At 40.0% G+C, this 15843-nt stretch carries 15 protein-coding genes; 1 reads left to right on the plus strand and 14 read right to left on the minus strand.

Going from position 1 to position 15843, the window contains the following annotated elements; genetic code table 11:
- Positions 1–36: 36 nt before the first annotated feature.
- The gene (locus UB51_RS18820; protein ID WP_044880288.1) at positions 37–819 is read left to right on the plus strand and encodes an AraC family transcriptional regulator; all 783 of its coding nucleotides are present in this window, start codon (positions 37–39) and stop codon (positions 817–819) included.
- 467 nt (positions 820–1286) lie between these two features.
- Here the strand turns inward: UB51_RS18820 and UB51_RS18825 are convergent, their stop codons facing one another.
- The 14 genes from UB51_RS18825 to UB51_RS18890 form a co-directional block, all read right to left on the minus strand.
- A complete protein-coding gene (locus tag UB51_RS18825; protein ID WP_044878614.1) occupies positions 1287–2846 on the minus strand; it encodes an SAM-dependent methyltransferase in 1560 nt (519 codons plus the stop codon).
- Between the two features lie 320 nt (positions 2847–3166).
- On the minus strand, positions 3167–3796 hold the full coding sequence (locus UB51_RS18830; protein ID WP_044880289.1) for a vWA domain-containing protein: 630 nt from the start codon (positions 3794–3796) through the stop codon (positions 3167–3169).
- Positions 3797–3881: 85 nt separating this feature from the next.
- A complete protein-coding gene (locus UB51_RS18835; RefSeq protein ID WP_044878615.1) occupies positions 3882–4439 on the minus strand; it encodes a hypothetical protein in 558 nt (185 codons plus the stop codon).
- 347 nt (positions 4440–4786) lie between these two features.
- Positions 4787–5887 (minus strand): toxic anion resistance protein, encoded by a 1101-nt coding sequence (locus tag UB51_RS18840; RefSeq protein ID WP_044878616.1) that lies wholly within the window; start codon positions 5885–5887, stop codon positions 4787–4789.
- A 23-nt stretch (positions 5888–5910) separates the two neighbouring features.
- Positions 5911–6570 carry a hypothetical protein gene (locus UB51_RS18845; protein ID WP_445322335.1) on the minus strand — a complete coding sequence of 220 codons (660 nt, stop codon included), beginning with the start codon at positions 6568–6570 and terminating at the stop codon, positions 5911–5913.
- A 151-nt stretch (positions 6571–6721) separates the two neighbouring features.
- Positions 6722–7786: an ATP-grasp domain-containing protein gene (locus tag UB51_RS18850; RefSeq protein WP_044878617.1), complete on the minus strand. Its 1065-nt coding sequence runs from the start codon at positions 7784–7786 to the stop codon at positions 6722–6724.
- Between the two features lie 2 nt (positions 7787–7788).
- Positions 7789–8631 (minus strand): HAD family hydrolase, encoded by an 843-nt coding sequence (locus UB51_RS18855; RefSeq protein ID WP_044878618.1) that lies wholly within the window; start codon positions 8629–8631, stop codon positions 7789–7791.
- Entirely contained in the window at positions 8628–9779 is a 1152-nt protein-coding gene (locus tag UB51_RS18860) for a cysteine protease StiP family protein (RefSeq protein ID WP_044878619.1), read from the minus strand. Before UB51_RS18860 ends, UB51_RS18855 begins: the two co-directional genes overlap by 4 nt.
- Positions 9776–11194, minus strand: a complete 1419-nt coding sequence (locus UB51_RS18865) for a phosphoribosyltransferase family protein (RefSeq protein ID WP_044878620.1) — start codon at positions 11192–11194, stop codon at positions 9776–9778. Before UB51_RS18865 ends, UB51_RS18860 begins: the two co-directional genes overlap by 4 nt.
- Positions 11139–12344, minus strand: a complete 1206-nt coding sequence (locus UB51_RS18870) for an HpcH/HpaI aldolase/citrate lyase family protein (RefSeq protein ID WP_044878621.1) — start codon at positions 12342–12344, stop codon at positions 11139–11141. Before UB51_RS18870 ends, UB51_RS18865 begins: the two co-directional genes overlap by 56 nt.
- A gap of 100 nt (positions 12345–12444) precedes the next feature.
- Entirely contained in the window at positions 12445–13215 is a 771-nt protein-coding gene (locus UB51_RS18875; protein WP_082063333.1) for a TerC family protein, read from the minus strand.
- Positions 13216–13262: 47 nt separating this feature from the next.
- Positions 13263–14522 (minus strand): TerD family protein, encoded by a 1260-nt coding sequence (locus tag UB51_RS18880; RefSeq protein ID WP_044878622.1) that lies wholly within the window; start codon positions 14520–14522, stop codon positions 13263–13265.
- 79 nt (positions 14523–14601) lie between these two features.
- On the minus strand, positions 14602–15177 hold the full coding sequence (locus UB51_RS18885; RefSeq protein ID WP_044878623.1) for a TerD family protein: 576 nt from the start codon (positions 15175–15177) through the stop codon (positions 14602–14604).
- 66 nt (positions 15178–15243) lie between these two features.
- Positions 15244–15819 (minus strand): TerD family protein, encoded by a 576-nt coding sequence (locus UB51_RS18890; RefSeq protein WP_044878624.1) that lies wholly within the window; start codon positions 15817–15819, stop codon positions 15244–15246.
- Between the last annotated feature and the right edge of the window lie 24 nt (positions 15820–15843).

The following is a 15843-nucleotide window of genomic DNA, read 5'->3' on the forward strand; positions in this document are numbered from 1 at the left end:
GATTGCACTATAGTATGATTATTGGGAGCGATTATTATCATAGTTGTGACAGATGTCCATCAAGATAACGGAGTAGATTGGTACGAAGAACGAACATTAGATGAGGAGACTTGGCACTTAAGTCTGATGACCTACGGGAAGTGCGTATACTGGGTGAATGAGAACAAGATCATCATGGAAAAGGGAGATATCCTGCTCATACCAAGCCATGTTCCGTATTATGGGAAGAGTATTCCCACAGTATTCCATACCAAGTATGTGATTAATTTCAACAAATCATGCACAGGCGTTACACTACCTATCCTTAGTTCATATGGATTAATGAAACAGAAACTAGGATGCTATGAATTAATTTATGAACGTTTTAAGACAATACTGAATCAATGGCTGGAACAACCTTCATATTATGTGATGATGGCGGAGGCGTTGCTTACCGAGGCGTTGATATATATGAATCAAGAATGGGATCGTGGCGTAATCCCTCCAGAAACACATCGACAGGTGGATAGTATGAAGGATTATATTCAGAAACATTACCGTGAAAAAGTGACTAAGTATGAACTGGGTGAAGTTATCAAAAAAACACCCAATTATGCTGCAACTCTATTTCGTAGCGTTACTAATCAGACCATTAGTCAATATGTACACAACCAGAGAATCAAAACAGCCATGTATGTACTCACAGAATCACAGTTAACGATAGATGAGATATCTACATTTGTAGGTTATAACGACGTCTCCTATTTCTACCGTATATTTAAGCGAATTACAGGCAACTCTCCATCAGACTTTTTACATGAGCGCTCATCCATTTCATAACTAATTTCACACTAATTCATAAGAAGAACCCTTACATATCTGTGTAAGGGTTCTTCTTATGATGCTGGTATATAGCTGATATTCATAAAAAGCATTAATCCGTTTGCAATTGATCTCAAATTTGCATTTGCTATTTGTCACAGAATGTTCAATAATTATAAAAAGACACAAAACATTCACAAATTAAAAAAGGGGATGACTTCAAATGAACAAACCAGAGTATAAACGCGAAAGCCAGGTTTTTCTTGTTTTTGTTGCCTTAGGTATCTTTTACGCCGTTTTTTATAGCGTATTTATCCTGATGTCTATTCATGGGTAATAACGTTCAATGCAGGGTGAATGGTGTTTCTTCTATCTTCATTATGTTAGAATGAGCGATTCCTACAGGGAAATTCGAATGCAATAGACATTCGTTACCCTAGTGAAAGGAAATCGCTCATTTTATTAATTATCCTCAACAATCCTAATTATAGTTCCCGAGTGACTCCCCAACTCTCTAGAAGTGACAAAGCCCCTTCATGCTCGGGCTCCATGGCTAAAGCTCGACGAGTGTAGTCCAATGCCGTTTCTTCAATACCAACCTCATCGTAGCAAATTGCCATATTATACATTACGTTGGCATCCGCCTTACTCACATTTCGTGATCGTTCAAAGAAAAACAACGCCTCCTCGAACAAATCCATTTCAAACAATACCATGCCACACTCTATAGCCAAATCATGATTCTCGTCCATGGGATAGTAGCGTGACCACATGAAGTGAATCCCATCATGGATGTCACTCATTTCTTCATCACTACTCATTGGAAGTAGGTTCTTTATACGATCCGTGCTCTGAAGAAACCATTGAGTATCGTGGCCACTTAATCGCCATAAGGAATAAATTTGGCGTAGCTCCATTTGTTCCAAATGTTCATCAAACCATTCTTTCATACTAAAGAAATCATCTGGTCCAAAGCGATCTATAAACCGCTTATATGCTAGGCGGGTATTTACATGACTTGTGGGATCTTGAAGCATAAGAATACAACCAACATTTAAGTTTTTGTAATGATGGGTAGTAAAGAAAGACTGTGCACCTTTTTGCTCAAAAAAGGTTTGAATGGCTTGATAATTTGCAGTTAAAGAGAAGCTTCCGTGATGAACCAATCTTGGGGGCTCGGCAAATTCCCAGTTCTCTAATCGGTGGTCACCTTTATCTGCTGTAAGCAGAAGGAACCCCTCTTGCGACAACTGACGAAGTCGTTCTAGACATGCCAATCCAATCTCTGGAAAGAGAATATGTGAATCCTCAAGCTTTTGTTGATACAGACCTATAACGGCGTGATACGGGTACGCATCCTCTTCGTATTCGGGCGCTCTACGATAATGATACTCTGGGATGAGTTTATCCAACATATCTGATGTATTAAGATTAGTCGTTCCTTCTGGAGAATGTAGCGAAACATTGCACTCAAAAATCTTGCCTTCACCCACATAGATCAATTCTTGCGGAATACTATCAAAAAAATAATTAGCAATCACTAGCAATGGCTGCTGCAAGTCAGCAGGTCGTACAACAAGGTTAGATTGCGTCAAATTAAGCTCTGTATCATACATAGCATCAAAATGTGCAAAATCTAAAACCCCCTGTTGGACAAATGTTAAGAGACTAGGATGCTGCTGCCAATAGGCTATATTTTTGAGAGGCAAATCACTCATGACATAACGAAAAGGAGGAAGTGGGATATTGGCAAAATCCCTTAACTCGCACAACTCCTTAAGAATATAGAACGCTAATCGACCCGAACCTGCTCCAAGCTCAAGAATCGTGACCGGTTCACTTGTATAGCCTAAGCTAGCTCTATCTTGAAGAAACCCAAATATCATCTCCGCATAAGCCACTGCAATAAATGAATTATTCGTTATGTAATGTGGGACTTCTTCACTCTGCCAAGCCTTCATCCCCTGCTCTTCATAATAGGATCGCTGTAGCTCCCAAATGGGCGATTCACTGAATCGATAGATCTGTTGTTCTGTATGTGTCATTTATTTAAACCTTCTTTACTATAATTGTTGAACTCGTTACACCGAAGGAAAGTCGCTCCCCCTCACAAATGATATCATGGGCGCTCATTACATCATAATAAGGTATACTGGGCTGAACAGGATTTCTGGATGGCTGACAGTTGGCGCCCTTGGTGCCAAACCTCAATTCTATTGCTGGTGTGACCCAACTGATTCAAACCTGGCGAGGAGCTTCGTCGAATAACCAGAGGCAATCGTTTCGATATTCCGGTTAATAATAAGGGCCGACTTCGACAAACAATTTGTAGTGAAGATCGCTATCTAATAAGTATTTCCATTAATTATTGAATGATATTGGCTACCTTAGCTATCTTCAACCAATTGGGGAACTCATCAAACAGACGCTCATAAAGATCAGTATCACTAATGGATTCAATATCATTAAGATTAAAAAAGTTTGCGTTATCCACAACGCGACCTGCGATCGTATCCAGCTTTCTCAGGACACCAAATTCCGACTCTCCTATTCCGACAAATTGCCAGAAGATTGGTTTGCTGGAGGAATGGATTACTACTTTGTCAATCGTATCTCCGGACCCTCGTTTCACTCCACCATCATTGATAAAAACGACGTATGCTGGTAGGTTACTCGTATCCTCCACCGTAAATTTCTTGATCACATCCCGCATGACTGGGGGCTCATCGTTCCTACCGAATTTTGATATCTTCTCATTGTTGAGTATGTACTTTTCGACGTAACCTTCTATGTTCTTCTCTGTTGCAGCTGGTAATCTAGAGAACTTAGTGTCATAAATCCAACAATCGAGAGACCCGTCATCGTCGAAATGGATGGCTACCGCCAGTATCCGTTCAATCACCTTTTGTACAACCCCACCCTTGTAGAGTTTTCTCATTGATCCCGAACCATCCAATACAAGTCCTATTCGAGCTTGCACTTTCGTCAAATCCATTTTAGTTAAGACCAGTTGTGCATTTTGTTTGTGCAGATTAATGTTCAAAAAGAATCGCCTCTCCTTCTTCTATTCTGATATCTAGTTAGCCTATTACATCTTCCATTATTTTTATAATTTTACCTTGGGTCTCTTTGTATGTACGAACAAGCGCTTGGATTTTATCGAATTCATCGTTCCCTGGACCGTAATTATCCATAAACATTTGTTTTAAGATGTCGTTGAACATATCCATTTTTTCGTCACACAGTCTAACTTCTTGCTCAAATACATCCCGTAATGAACTGTTTTGATCCACATAACCATTGTAATCGCTTGTTCGATTGATACGATCGTTAACACTTTCTCTACTATGGGTTGGTTCGTCTTGGTCTTGCTTTGAAGGATCTAAATCAATTGAGGTTCTCAAACTAGATAATAGGATGTTTTCCTTGGCTAGCATGATTTGAAAGCTTTTATTTTTAAAAAGATCAATCATCACAACTCTGCAAAGCTCGCGGTTTTGCAAAAGAATACCGTCAAATGGATGTATTGTCCAGCATCCATGTTTCAGGTAAATATTGAGTTTGAATGTTTCACTGCCATATTGGTATTCCATGTTAATATTAGTATCGCTAATTATTTCAAATGAAAAGTCTATCATTGAACGAACCTCCTAATTTTTATCATTACGTCAATTCTATCAGATTTCTAATTAATCGAGTATAGATATAAAAGAAAGCCTCCCATCTTAGGAGGCTCTGAATAGCTTATTTTTGTAACTCTATTATGGACTCTGCCCTGTTGTTGCTTGTTATTACAATTAAAACTGAAATCAATATCCCGAGACATACATAAGAAATCATAAATATCATCTCCTCTTCTAATCTATCTATATGAACAAGAAGGTCCATCTATGAATAGTATGTTCGGATAACTGTTTTTTAAACAAAAAAGAGACCTCTCGGCCCCTCTTCACATCAGTATCATTCGTCTTTCTGTCTCACGTACTTAATAAAGGATATTACTCAATTCGCTTGTAGCAGCAGTCTCTTGAATGCCCGTAGTTTGTGTGCCTGCTTCCAATCCAAGACGTTTTGTCATTTGTTGATTAATAGCTGTCAGTTTTGGAGTAAGTTCGTTACACGAAGCAATGATGTCACGATTCGATTTCTCGGATGTATCCAGCGCGATCATCAAATCAGACATAGCCTGATTAACAGCTTCCAAAGACATTGCTGGTTTTTTTAGCAATTCAGCTGATTTTTCCGTTGTAGTTTTAAGCATTGCCGCATTGTCTTTGAATGTGTTCTCTATCGTACTGTTCACACTTTCCACAGCATTTGCTACCTTTATTTGATTCTCTATCGCCAGTGTAATTAGTGCCGATATTTTAATAAGATTTGCTGCCTTATAGACTGCATTGTTTACGGAATCTATCAATTTATCGTTTGTGTCATTAACAATATCAGTAGCTGCAATTGCTTGGTTGAAGAGCATGATGTCTTCGGTCATGGACATAATTCGGGTAACGACCTTCCTCAGTCCACGTTCCAAGTATGTTTTGCGGCTTTCATTCTCTGGATTATTAATCTCTATTTCGAAAAGCTCTTTCAATTTATTACCCATTGCAATTTTATACTGGAGATTGTAAATTTCTTCGAGAGAGCTACGCTTCAATACTCTCATGCTGATAATATCTTCCTCAAGCGTATCTTTCCCGCTCCTAAGTCCAGCCACGATCGCATCAATATTCGTTTTAACGGATTGATACTTATACACGTAATTTTTTATAGGCGATTTACGAACCAGTTTGCCGAAGAATCCGACATTTTTACTTTGTTGTAAGGATTCGCACTCGTTTCTCAAAGACAGAATCAGGTTTGATACCTTATCGGATTTCCCTGACATCAATTCGTTAACTGGTCGGTCTAGTTGTGTAAGAGCTTGTCCAGCCTTTTCCTGTGTCTTGGCTCCCAATTTCCCTACCTCGTCCATTAGGGTATCTAATGATAATGTATCTGCCTGAGAAACCTTCTGAATGATTTCTGACGCTTCTTGAATAACCTTCTGCTCATCTTCCTTTTTCAATTCAATGATCTGTGTAGACATGTTCAATTGACCTCCTCTTCATTTTAGGAATTAGCATACCGTTTGTGGATGACTTCCGCCCTCGTTTGTAATTCCAATAAATCCTTGTGTTCGATCGTTGCAACGATATCAGAGATTTTATTGTTCACATCTCGAATACCATTCAAGAGCACGCGGCGATTCTTTATTTTTGCCTCACCACTTAAACGTAGGAAGGGATTAATAACACTGTTTAGTTCCTTTAAAACGAGCCTATTAATCGTATGATTGATTTCGTCATTATTTAAGTCGCTTAGAAGCGGAATGACTCGATGCAATCGAAGAAACAAAGAGCATGATTTTTCTACAATTTCATTATCAAGAGTATTCTGTTGTCCTTCGGAAATCACCATGTCTTCAATCACTTCTAGATATTCTATAATAGGTTGAAACATCGGATTTATCTTTTCTTTTGAAGCCTCGATACCGTTCGATTGATATGATGTATCACTGGAATTCAATACGGCTTCTTGTACCGGTATCACATCAGGAATATTGTGTGTTTTCTGTCCAGTATTCTTTTGATTACCCAACAAGAGTGCGAGCCCCCCTCCGATTATCGGGAATAAAAGGAATAAGAAGTCCGGCAAGAAGCTGCTACAGACCAATCCAACTAAATAACCAATCAGGGCTCCCCCTAAGGGCTTCAACTTTCCCATAAACATATTCATTCCCCCATCTCTCTCATTTTCAATATTTATTTATCCAATCAATTCTTATTCCTTCTTACACATAAGATTAGAATTCAGGGAGAATATTGTCAAATAAACCACCTCAAAGGGTGGCTAATAAGATCAGAACATGGCTTCTGAATAATCACAAATTTTCATGCATTAAAACTTTGTTTTTCAAATGGAAATCTTTCATAAGCATTGGCATTTCTACATGACTTCCGATAATGTCGTATTGAGGATTTTGTAGTTCCACATGGCCACCTAGAGCCATTTTCACTGCCAAATAAGGGAAATTTATCCCCGTTAAACAAGTGACATGCAAACCACCCGACATCCTGGGATTAATTTCAAGAAGTTTTGGCACTCCGTCTTTATACTTCATCTGTACGTTAAAGATATAAGGTATCTTATATGTATCAGCTACTTTTTGAGCAATGTCCAGAAGCTCAGGAATATTCTCCATGGAGCGAAGACGGCCGCCAGCTTTACGGCGTGGAACTGCTGCTAGAAGTTTGCCAGCAGGATCAGATAAGCAATCTATGCTAAACTCAAAACCATCTAGGAGTTCCATGACCATCAAATCATTAAATTCCTCTACACCGGAAAGTATCCGATACGCTTCTTCAAATGACAAATACTTATTGATCGCGCCGAACATATCCTGAAGCTCATTCCGTTCGTTGTCGATTATCCGGAAGCCCAATCCACCCTCCAAATTGGTCGGTTTAAAACACACTTTATGTCCCTTGTTCACGAGATCTTCGTATGCTTCTTTGAATTGATTCGCATTTCGAACAATGTGATAATCAGGCACAACCATGATTCCAGTTGGTTTTACAGATTGATAAAATAAGTCCTTGTCCATCAGCTTCTCAAGGAGATCCACATCTTGACATACGATAACCCTTGTCCCAATCTCTTCGAATAAAGCGATGTGCTTGGCAATATGAAACATATTAAGGCGCGGAACAAAGACATCTATTTGGTGTCGGCGGCAGAAATCGAGACAAAATTCCACATATTCGTAACCGTCCAACTGCGGCTCTACCTCTACATGGTTGCATGCCTGAAGAGACATATGTTTAGGGTCCGGATGGGTACCATACAACTCCACTTCAAGTCCATCTGAATTATTCTTAATATGGTTCATGTAGTGATATGCAACAGAGAACCAACGATTAAACCAAATTCGTGCATTCTTCTTCATATTTATCCCCTTTCGATTTTATTGGCCATAACCTTGTCATTTGAGTAACTCACTTTAGATACAAACTTCATAATCTCATCTGCTGCAAGAACTCCGGATGTAGAGGTAAATGAATACGCCATGGTACCCGGAAACCTTAATTCCTCCCGATAGAGCTCCCCGTGCTTTGGTGCTATTGGATGCGTTGCATAATCTAATAAACATCTATCCAGAAGTGAGTCGCCCGATGCCACGATGATATCTGCTCCAATACGCTGCTGAAGATGTGAAAGAGCAGCGCTCTTGCTCACGGAGATGGGTACCAGGTATATCTTTCTACCCTGAACGGATACCTCCCATCCCAGATTTCTTATTTCTTTTGAAACTTGATGCACTTCATCCAACGGCATTTTCTCTCGGTTGATGACTATTGAGAAAAATAGCTCATCACAAAACCGTTCGCCTAATATCCAATCATCATTCCCAATCTGATCGAATAATGTCTTTACCTCATTGGCTGAGGCAGACTTACCCACAATATCGTCATGAACAAATTGATTCCATTCTAAATCTGGAATTCCATCAAACAGTATGTTGCCGCCATTGCTTGTAATAGCATACTTTGGCTGAATGACTTCACGAAACAGTTCAATTCGGTTGTACTGTTCCATAGTTCTTGTTGTGACCGGTATGAACTCCATTTCCTTCGCCATTGTTGTAAGAATCGAGCATGCTTGAATTGAAATATAAGAAGTTATCTTCCCGTTCACGGTTTCCGCCGCCATGATTAGAGGGGAATCTAGCGCAAGTCCAACAGAACGCGTTGAGTAGATTAGGGTTTGATCTAAATCGCTGGCGTAGATCACTCTATCTCCCCCTTAAGCGGTTTAATTATTCCACAACAGGAATAATTAAGTCCTGGGTATACCTCAACGGGTACATTCCGATCCTTTGCCAGAAGAAGAATATGGTTCAAATTCGGATTGTCCATACGATCAACAAGTATTTTCCATGGAACTCTTCTCAGAAGAACCCTTGTTGTCTCACCAACTCCTGGTTTAACCAGATTAACATCGGAAATCGCATATTCCCTTTGGATAGACTCTATATCTTTCATCCCCTGCCAAGTAACTTCTGCGGGTAACGAAATCATTTTTATGGCTTCTTCTTCTGCGGCTGTAGCAATCTTAGGGAAATAGCCTGCTACCACATCGATAAAATGGTTGGATAGATCATCCCCTAACCATTCCTTGTAGTATTTAGCTCCATGAAAGTCATCTTGGTCTATCAAATCATGTCGCAACACTGTACGACTCATTAAACCCGAAACCGTCGAATTTAGGCACGCACTAGGAATAAGATAATCCTCTCTCGTACCAAACGTATCCGAACAAAAACCAGGATCAGCGAGGACGGCCAAATCATCATCCAATGAGATGTCGTATTTATCTTTGAAGTCACGACAAGCATCAATGAGCACTTTCCGAATAGCCCCTTTACCGGTCCAACCATCCACGAACTGCAATGGTGTATCCAAACCATGCTGCTGAAAAATGTACTTCAAGGCATTCTCGTCAATACCCTTTCCTCTGATAATTGAAATACTGTAATGAGGAAGATCGATCTGATAACGAAAAGTGATATATCTTTTTATAAGAATTCCAATGGGTGTTCCCGCTCGAGCCAAAGAAATGAGGGCGACATTCCCACCCCGTTTTTTCATAATAAGCTCTGCAACGACCCCTGCAGCAAGTGCAACCTTTTCTGCAGACTCATCCAACGTATCTTTGAACAGTTGGATATATTCAGGCGTTGGTTGATATTCAACAGGAAGCATTTCAGAGTAATGCACGCCTGATTGTATAGCCTGTTCACGATCATTCGTTTCCTTCTCAAGATTTATCTCACTTAAATTCTTTAACAAGAAGATGACATCAGATTCGCTATAACTTCCCATCTGTTCGGGCTTCTTAATAACCCTGTCATATATTTTTTCATGTGAAGTCGCGTTCATACGTTATCTCCTTTCAATGAATGAAACTTGGGACCGCAAATAACAACGTTGATTTTTGTGAATCCCTTCGTGCGAAAAGATTGGAGCATTGGCTCGATACTTTCTATAGAATGATCCCGCTCTAAGAAAAGAAAAAGATCCTCATACTGGCCGGGGGAAATATTATAAACGAAATTGGCTAATCCATAATCATCTGGTGACGGAAACGAAACGCCATGTTTTACCGCGTAATCTGTATGATGTACAGAATGAATTGGGCTGCGGGTAGTGGAATGATAAGACACATTCTCGCCCATCTCGCTTGCGATTCTCATAGGAATGTACATGAATTCACCAGTACCAAGACATAGAGTATTCTCACCTTTCCTATATCCAGCCAATCTTTTGGCAGCTGCCGAGACACTCGAATCAGTCTTTCGGTTGTCGATCTGTTGAATACCGAACCTTCCAGTTCCCTTAGTATAAGGTGCACCATTCATGTATCCTTCGCTGTTTAGAGATTCTCCTCTGGACGATTCGAAAAGATCATTCAGATAAATAAACTCAGTTGCTGGAATAACAGAGACTAATAATATTGCTTCTTGAGGAACAGATAAGATTGGATCACCCTGAACCTCAATTGTCCCCTTAATAAGAGACAATAACTTGATCGTGATATCCAGTTGTTGCTCCAATTCCATATAACGCTGTTCATCCTCAGGTGTTCTCCAATCTAAGAGAGACGCAACAATATAGATTTTACGGGGGAATTTCGCCTGAATATCCTTAATGATATTAAGTGCAGTCTTCCCCGTTGTAATCTCATCATCGACCAATACGACGGTTTCTTCACCAGCTATAACATCTGCATCAATTGCATAACATCGGTGAGATACAGCGTGCGAATGTTCCTCATCGAAGTTAATTAACGAGGTCATGGATGGGATTAGCTCGCGTGTTGTGTGAATATACGTACAACCGCCATCAAATACGTTATACATGCTGTGTCCCAATGCTGTAGCGGTTTCAGCAAAGCCAATAAACTTAACGGGGGCAGGTAATACTAACCGGCTTTGCTGGATTTTGCGATAAACCGTTCCCGCGTCTGTTGAGCCAGTTAAACCGTTAAGGATCTCAGAAAGAAGCTCCACCGTTTGTTCATTATTTTCATTCAATTCTTTAAACAATAATAGAGACAACGCCGCTCCACTTAATAAAGATATATAGGGATCAACAGGTATGTGCTTTCCTAAGATCTTGCTTACAAAGAGAAAAGCCCTCTTCTTGTTTATCCTTGCTGCCATTGAGAACAGTGAATCTAGCGGTAATTGAAATGGATTCTCTTTAACAGAAACGGTTACAGATAAATCTCCTAGTATATTAAACGTATGCGTGTTCGTGGTTTGATAGTAAGGAGATATAGTTTTGTTCTTCATGTAGCACCCCATATATTTTTGATCTTGCAATTATCCGCTGCGCCCAATTTAGATGCGGTTTGATTTCGTTCATTTTATTAGAATATTCACTTTTAAGAACTCCAAGGTAATCATTATTGTTTGCCACGATACTGGTTGCATCAACGAACTCTTCATGAGTAACGACGTAAAGAGATTGAACAGGTTTAATATGCGATGGGTGAATGATGGTCTTTCCAATTATCCCATTCTCCTTATCCATCATCGCTTCATGAATCAAACCGTCTACGTAATTGGTGATGAATTCCATTCGTAACTTACGACCGGGCTGCCCCAATATTTCTTCAAAAGGTGTTAGTCTTAACTGTGGTTTTAATACTCGTTCACGGGAAGCGAAGTATTCCCATACAGGACCGGAAATGACATAGGGAGAATCCATTCTTCCAAAGATATTTATGATGTCCGAAATGCAGTCACGGATCGGTGCAATATCATAAATCGTCATATCAGGGCTTCTTCTTAATCCAAACAAGCTGGAAAAATCAGTTGCTCCAATTCTGACGTTAAGAACAAACTCTTTATTATCGTCTAATATTCTCTTGATCCCAAGAAGAGTATCCATCCGTAACTCCTTATAAATGACAGATGCCGTCTCTAAAATTGGCAAGCCATACAACGTAGGAGACGATGGACTCTTAGCTCTGTTATACCCTGAGATTACGTCGAAATACGCCGTACCATTCTCAGGTGTGAATTTGGGTAGAATAAACCCCGTGATTAAGGTGATATTTTCCTCCAGCTTCGCAATCATACGCTTCATTTGTTCCGCACTTCTTACACGTATAAACAAAAGCGGTAAGTTGTTATAAGCAAGGGAACCGATCTTTAGGAATGAGGAAATACCGAAAATTTGCTGAAGAAGGGATTCCTCTGCTAAATCAATTTGGTTATCACCAATCGCATCCTCCAAATCAATGACCATCGTTGTGAGCCCTTCATTCTTTTGGGTCAGGATATCCTCAGCGATCGTTTGTCTAGTCGCAGGGCAGTATAATGCTGCGCCAATCGCATAAGCAAGCACCTCCTGATTCGAAGTGTTATTAAATGAGAGTGGAGCAGAAAAGAAGAGCTGCTTTTCTACCTCTTTTGTAATGTAATTAAAATATCGCATACATCTTCGTCCTTTTCTTAAAATAGTATAAAAAATAAATCCCCCCAATAGTGAAAGGGGGGAATTTGAACTCCGATACTTCAAAACGATACCGACAGCTTTAAACAGATTTAACTTCTTTTTTACCCTTGCGTACTGAACTAAAGATGATAGTTCCAACAAATACGCCTATTATTACACTAAAGAACAATACATGAGATACCTCGAACCCAAATGCTGCGGCAATCATTTTCAAACCGATTATAATAATAAGGATAAAGGCTGCTTTTTCAAGTTCCGGATACTTATCAATTAATGCGAGGAAAACTTGTGCGACACCACGCATCATCAGCACACCTAATATACCTCCCAAGAACAATACCCACACTTTCTCACTCACACCAAATGCCGCTAGTACGCTGTCTATACTGAACGCTATGTCCATCAATTCAACAGCGATAACCGTGCGCCAAAAACCCAAGCCTTTGTTTTGTATTTCTTCATCCTCATCGTATTTTTTCCCAATATAAGGAATAAGAGGAATATTACCCACTCGAGCAAACTTAACTTTTAGATCAAATAGATTACTCAGTGCGATCCAAAGAAGATATACCCCACCAGCTACCTTTACCCATGTGATCTGTACAAGATATACACCAACTCCGATAGCTAGAAAACGAAAAATATAAGCACCCAGTATACCGTAGAACAATGCTCTCTTTTGTTGCTCTTTCGGTAGATGTTTTACCATAACAGCAAGTACAAGTGCATTATCTGCCGATAACAAACCTTCCAAGAGAACTAAAGTAAGAATAATGCCCCAACTTGCGGGATCGCTTAGGACACCCGATAGATTATCCCAGTTAAAGAAGCTTGAGAAATTAGCTAGCATGCTTTGAAAAAAATCAATCACTTTATTAGCTCCCGTCAATTTCTATATTATTTACTCCCTGCTACCCATCGTAAGCCCCAATTAAAAGCCTCGTCAATTTTCTGATGTCCCGAAAAATGTCGTACGATTCTCTCAATACTCATAGTCTCATCCCTTACATTTGAGATCATAGCAATAGCAACCATTGAACGACTGTTATCATGCTCGTCCAATCTAACCACGATATCTGGCCCACCATTTTGTTTAATGGTTACAACTCCATCCGCCTCAGCCCAATTCGATACTCCCTCATAAATAAAGGTGAATACGAGAATTCTTCGGAACTCAGAGAGCTTACTGCCATTGATTCTTATATTTTCCCCCGTCTTGATAGAACCGGTTCTATCATCCCCATCTAGCATAATATAAGGTTCGCGAGTGAGTGAACCAAAGGAATCTCCCAATGCTTGAACGATCCCTTTTCTACCATCTTTGAGCTCGTAAAGGCAGGCAAGATCCAAATCGACCCCTTGGTTTCTCTTCCAAATACTACTTTTCTTTCCTTGTTGATTCCAGTTGAGATTTATTAAAATTTCCCCAAGACCACCTGATTTTTTCTCGAGATTAATCGTATCTCCCTTTTTCTTCAATTCAATTTTCGAAAGGTTGAGGTGAATTGGTTTTTCTGGTGATGGTGCCGGTGTAGGAACAATCGGTTTTGGCACAACTCGCGGCTGCACAGGAGGTATAATCGGCGTCGGTTGAGGCTGATTGGTATTTGGAGTATCCTTCACCTCAATCCCGTAGCTACCACAGAGTGCCTTCAATCCACCGGAATAACCTGCTCCAATAGCATTGAACTTCCATTCACCGTTGTATCTATATAATTCCCCTATAACTATTGCCGTTTCTACAGACAAATTGTTTTCCAAGTCATAACGAATAATTTCTTGTCCCGTTGTGTCATTTATAAATCCAACGTATACACCGCTCACTTGACTAAATGTTTGACGTCTTAATTCCCCTTCATAAAGGGTTAGTGTAAAAGCTATTTTTTCAACAGAAGGTAACGCTAGGGTTAAATTAATTTTCACTTGTCTTTCACTTGAGCTGTTCTCATGGTAGCTAATAAACGAATTACTGGCATTTCCATAAAATATAAGATCTTCGTCACCTTTTACTTTGCCGTTTTGCGCTAGCAAAAAGGCGGAAGTGTCTACTTCAACCTCTGGTGGGGCAGACCAACCTATTATGGCGGTAACATTGGTAATTCCTTGGTTTGTTTTCGTTAAGTCCACCTTTTGCCCTTTGATAACTGAAACGGCCATATATATGTACTCACCCTTCATTGTGAAATATGGAGAGAGATTAGGGCAATGATTCCATCACCCTAATTTAGTCTAATCTTTAAGCTAAGCCGTAGTTCTTAACCAATGATTCTAAACCACCAGCAAAACCGCTACCTATGGCTTGGAATTTCCAATCGCCACCTTGACGGTAGAACTCGCAAAAAACAACGGCTGTTTCAGTGGAGAAGTCTTCACCCAAATCATATCGAAGAATTTCATTTTTGTTAGCTTCGTTTACTACACGTACAAAAGCGCTACTGACTTGACCGAAGTTCTGGCCACGTTGAGCTGCATCGTGAATAGTAACCGTAATACCGATCCGGGAGATGTTAACAGGAACTTTATTGAAATCAATGATAATCTCCTCGTCATCTCCATCGCCCTCGCCTGTGCGATTATCACCTGTATGTAAGACTGCTCCATCATAAGCATTGAGATTATTGTAGAATACGAAATCGGCCTCGCCTTTTGCTTTGCCATCTTCATGTAACAAGAAGGCAGAGGCATCAAGGTCAAAATCAGCACCACCATTGTATTTGTTGGTATCCCAGCCTAAACCGACAATCACCTTTGTAAGACCAGGATTTGTCTTGGTAAGATCAATCCGTTGACCTTTGGACAAGTTAATAGTCATATTGTATCGCACCTTTCTAATATGGAAATAATCATGGCCGCCCGAAGGAAGCCATGTGTGTGTTTCTTATTGCAGTCCGTAATCTTTAGTTAGACCCGCAAGACCATCTTTGTAGCCACTTCCAACAGCAGAGAACTTCCATTCGCCATTGTTACGATACAACTCACCAACAACCACTCCAGTTTCAATGGAGAAGTCCTCGCCAAGGTCAAAACGGATCAATTCTTCATCTGAATCTTCACTGACGATACGTGCGTAGGCATTAGCTACCTGACCGAAGTTTTGGTTTCGTTCAGCAGCAGCATCAATTGTGATCGTAAATGCGATTTTTTCAATGGTTGTTGGAACGCTCAATAAATCAATTTTGATTTGCTCGTCGTCACCATCACCATCACCCGAACGGTTGTCACCGGTATGGACTACAGAACCATTTTCGTTTTGAAGATTGTTGTAGAACACAAAGTTCTTCTCGTTGTCAACTTTCCCTAATGCGTTTACGCAGAAAACAGAAACATCAAGATCGAACTGACCGCCGCCATCATACTTATTTGTGTCCCAGCCTAGACCAACTGTAATTTTTGAGAGTCCCGGATTTGTCTTGGTAAGATCTACCTTTTGACCTTTTGAAAGATTAATTGCCATTGAATGATTACCTCGCTTTTTTTG

The organism is Paenibacillus sp. IHBB 10380, from assembly GCF_000949425.1.
Taxonomy (GTDB): domain Bacteria; phylum Bacillota; class Bacilli; order Paenibacillales; family Paenibacillaceae; genus Paenibacillus_AQ.

Bases quoted from the DNA above. Each gene is read 5' to 3' on its own strand.
- UB51_RS18885 (WP_044878623.1), bottom strand. From the start codon at position 15,177: ATGACTATTAACTTGTCCAAAGGTCAACGGATTGATCTTACCAAGACA.
- UB51_RS18840 (WP_044878616.1), bottom strand. From the start codon at position 5,887: ATGTCTACACAGATCATTGAATTGAAAAAGGAAGATGAGCAGAAGGTT.
- UB51_RS18845 (WP_445322335.1), bottom strand. From the start codon at position 6,570: ATGTTTATGGGAAAGTTGAAGCCCTTAGGGGGAGCCCTGATTGGTTAT.
- UB51_RS18825 (WP_044878614.1), bottom strand. From the start codon at position 2,846: ATGACACATACAGAACAACAGATCTATCGATTCAGTGAATCGCCCATT.
- UB51_RS18850 (WP_044878617.1), bottom strand. From the start codon at position 7,786: ATGAAGAAGAATGCACGAATTTGGTTTAATCGTTGGTTCTCTGTTGCA.
- UB51_RS18865 (WP_044878620.1), bottom strand. From the start codon at position 11,194: ATGAAGAACAAAACTATATCTCCTTACTATCAAACCACGAACACGCAT.
- UB51_RS18870 (WP_044878621.1), bottom strand. From the start codon at position 12,344: ATGCGATATTTTAATTACATTACAAAAGAGGTAGAAAAGCAGCTCTTC.
- UB51_RS18875 (WP_082063333.1), bottom strand. From the start codon at position 13,215: ATGCTAGCTAATTTCTCAAGCTTCTTTAACTGGGATAATCTATCGGGT.
- UB51_RS18835 (WP_044878615.1), bottom strand. From the start codon at position 4,439: ATGATAGACTTTTCATTTGAAATAATTAGCGATACTAATATTAACATG.
- UB51_RS18860 (WP_044878619.1), bottom strand. From the start codon at position 9,779: ATGAACGCGACTTCACATGAAAAAATATATGACAGGGTTATTAAGAAG.
- UB51_RS18830 (WP_044880289.1), bottom strand. From the start codon at position 3,796: ATGGATTTGACGAAAGTGCAAGCTCGAATAGGACTTGTATTGGATGGT.
- UB51_RS18880 (WP_044878622.1), bottom strand. From the start codon at position 14,522: ATGGCCGTTTCAGTTATCAAAGGGCAAAAGGTGGACTTAACGAAAACA.
- UB51_RS18890 (WP_044878624.1), bottom strand. From the start codon at position 15,819: ATGGCAATTAATCTTTCAAAAGGTCAAAAGGTAGATCTTACCAAGACA.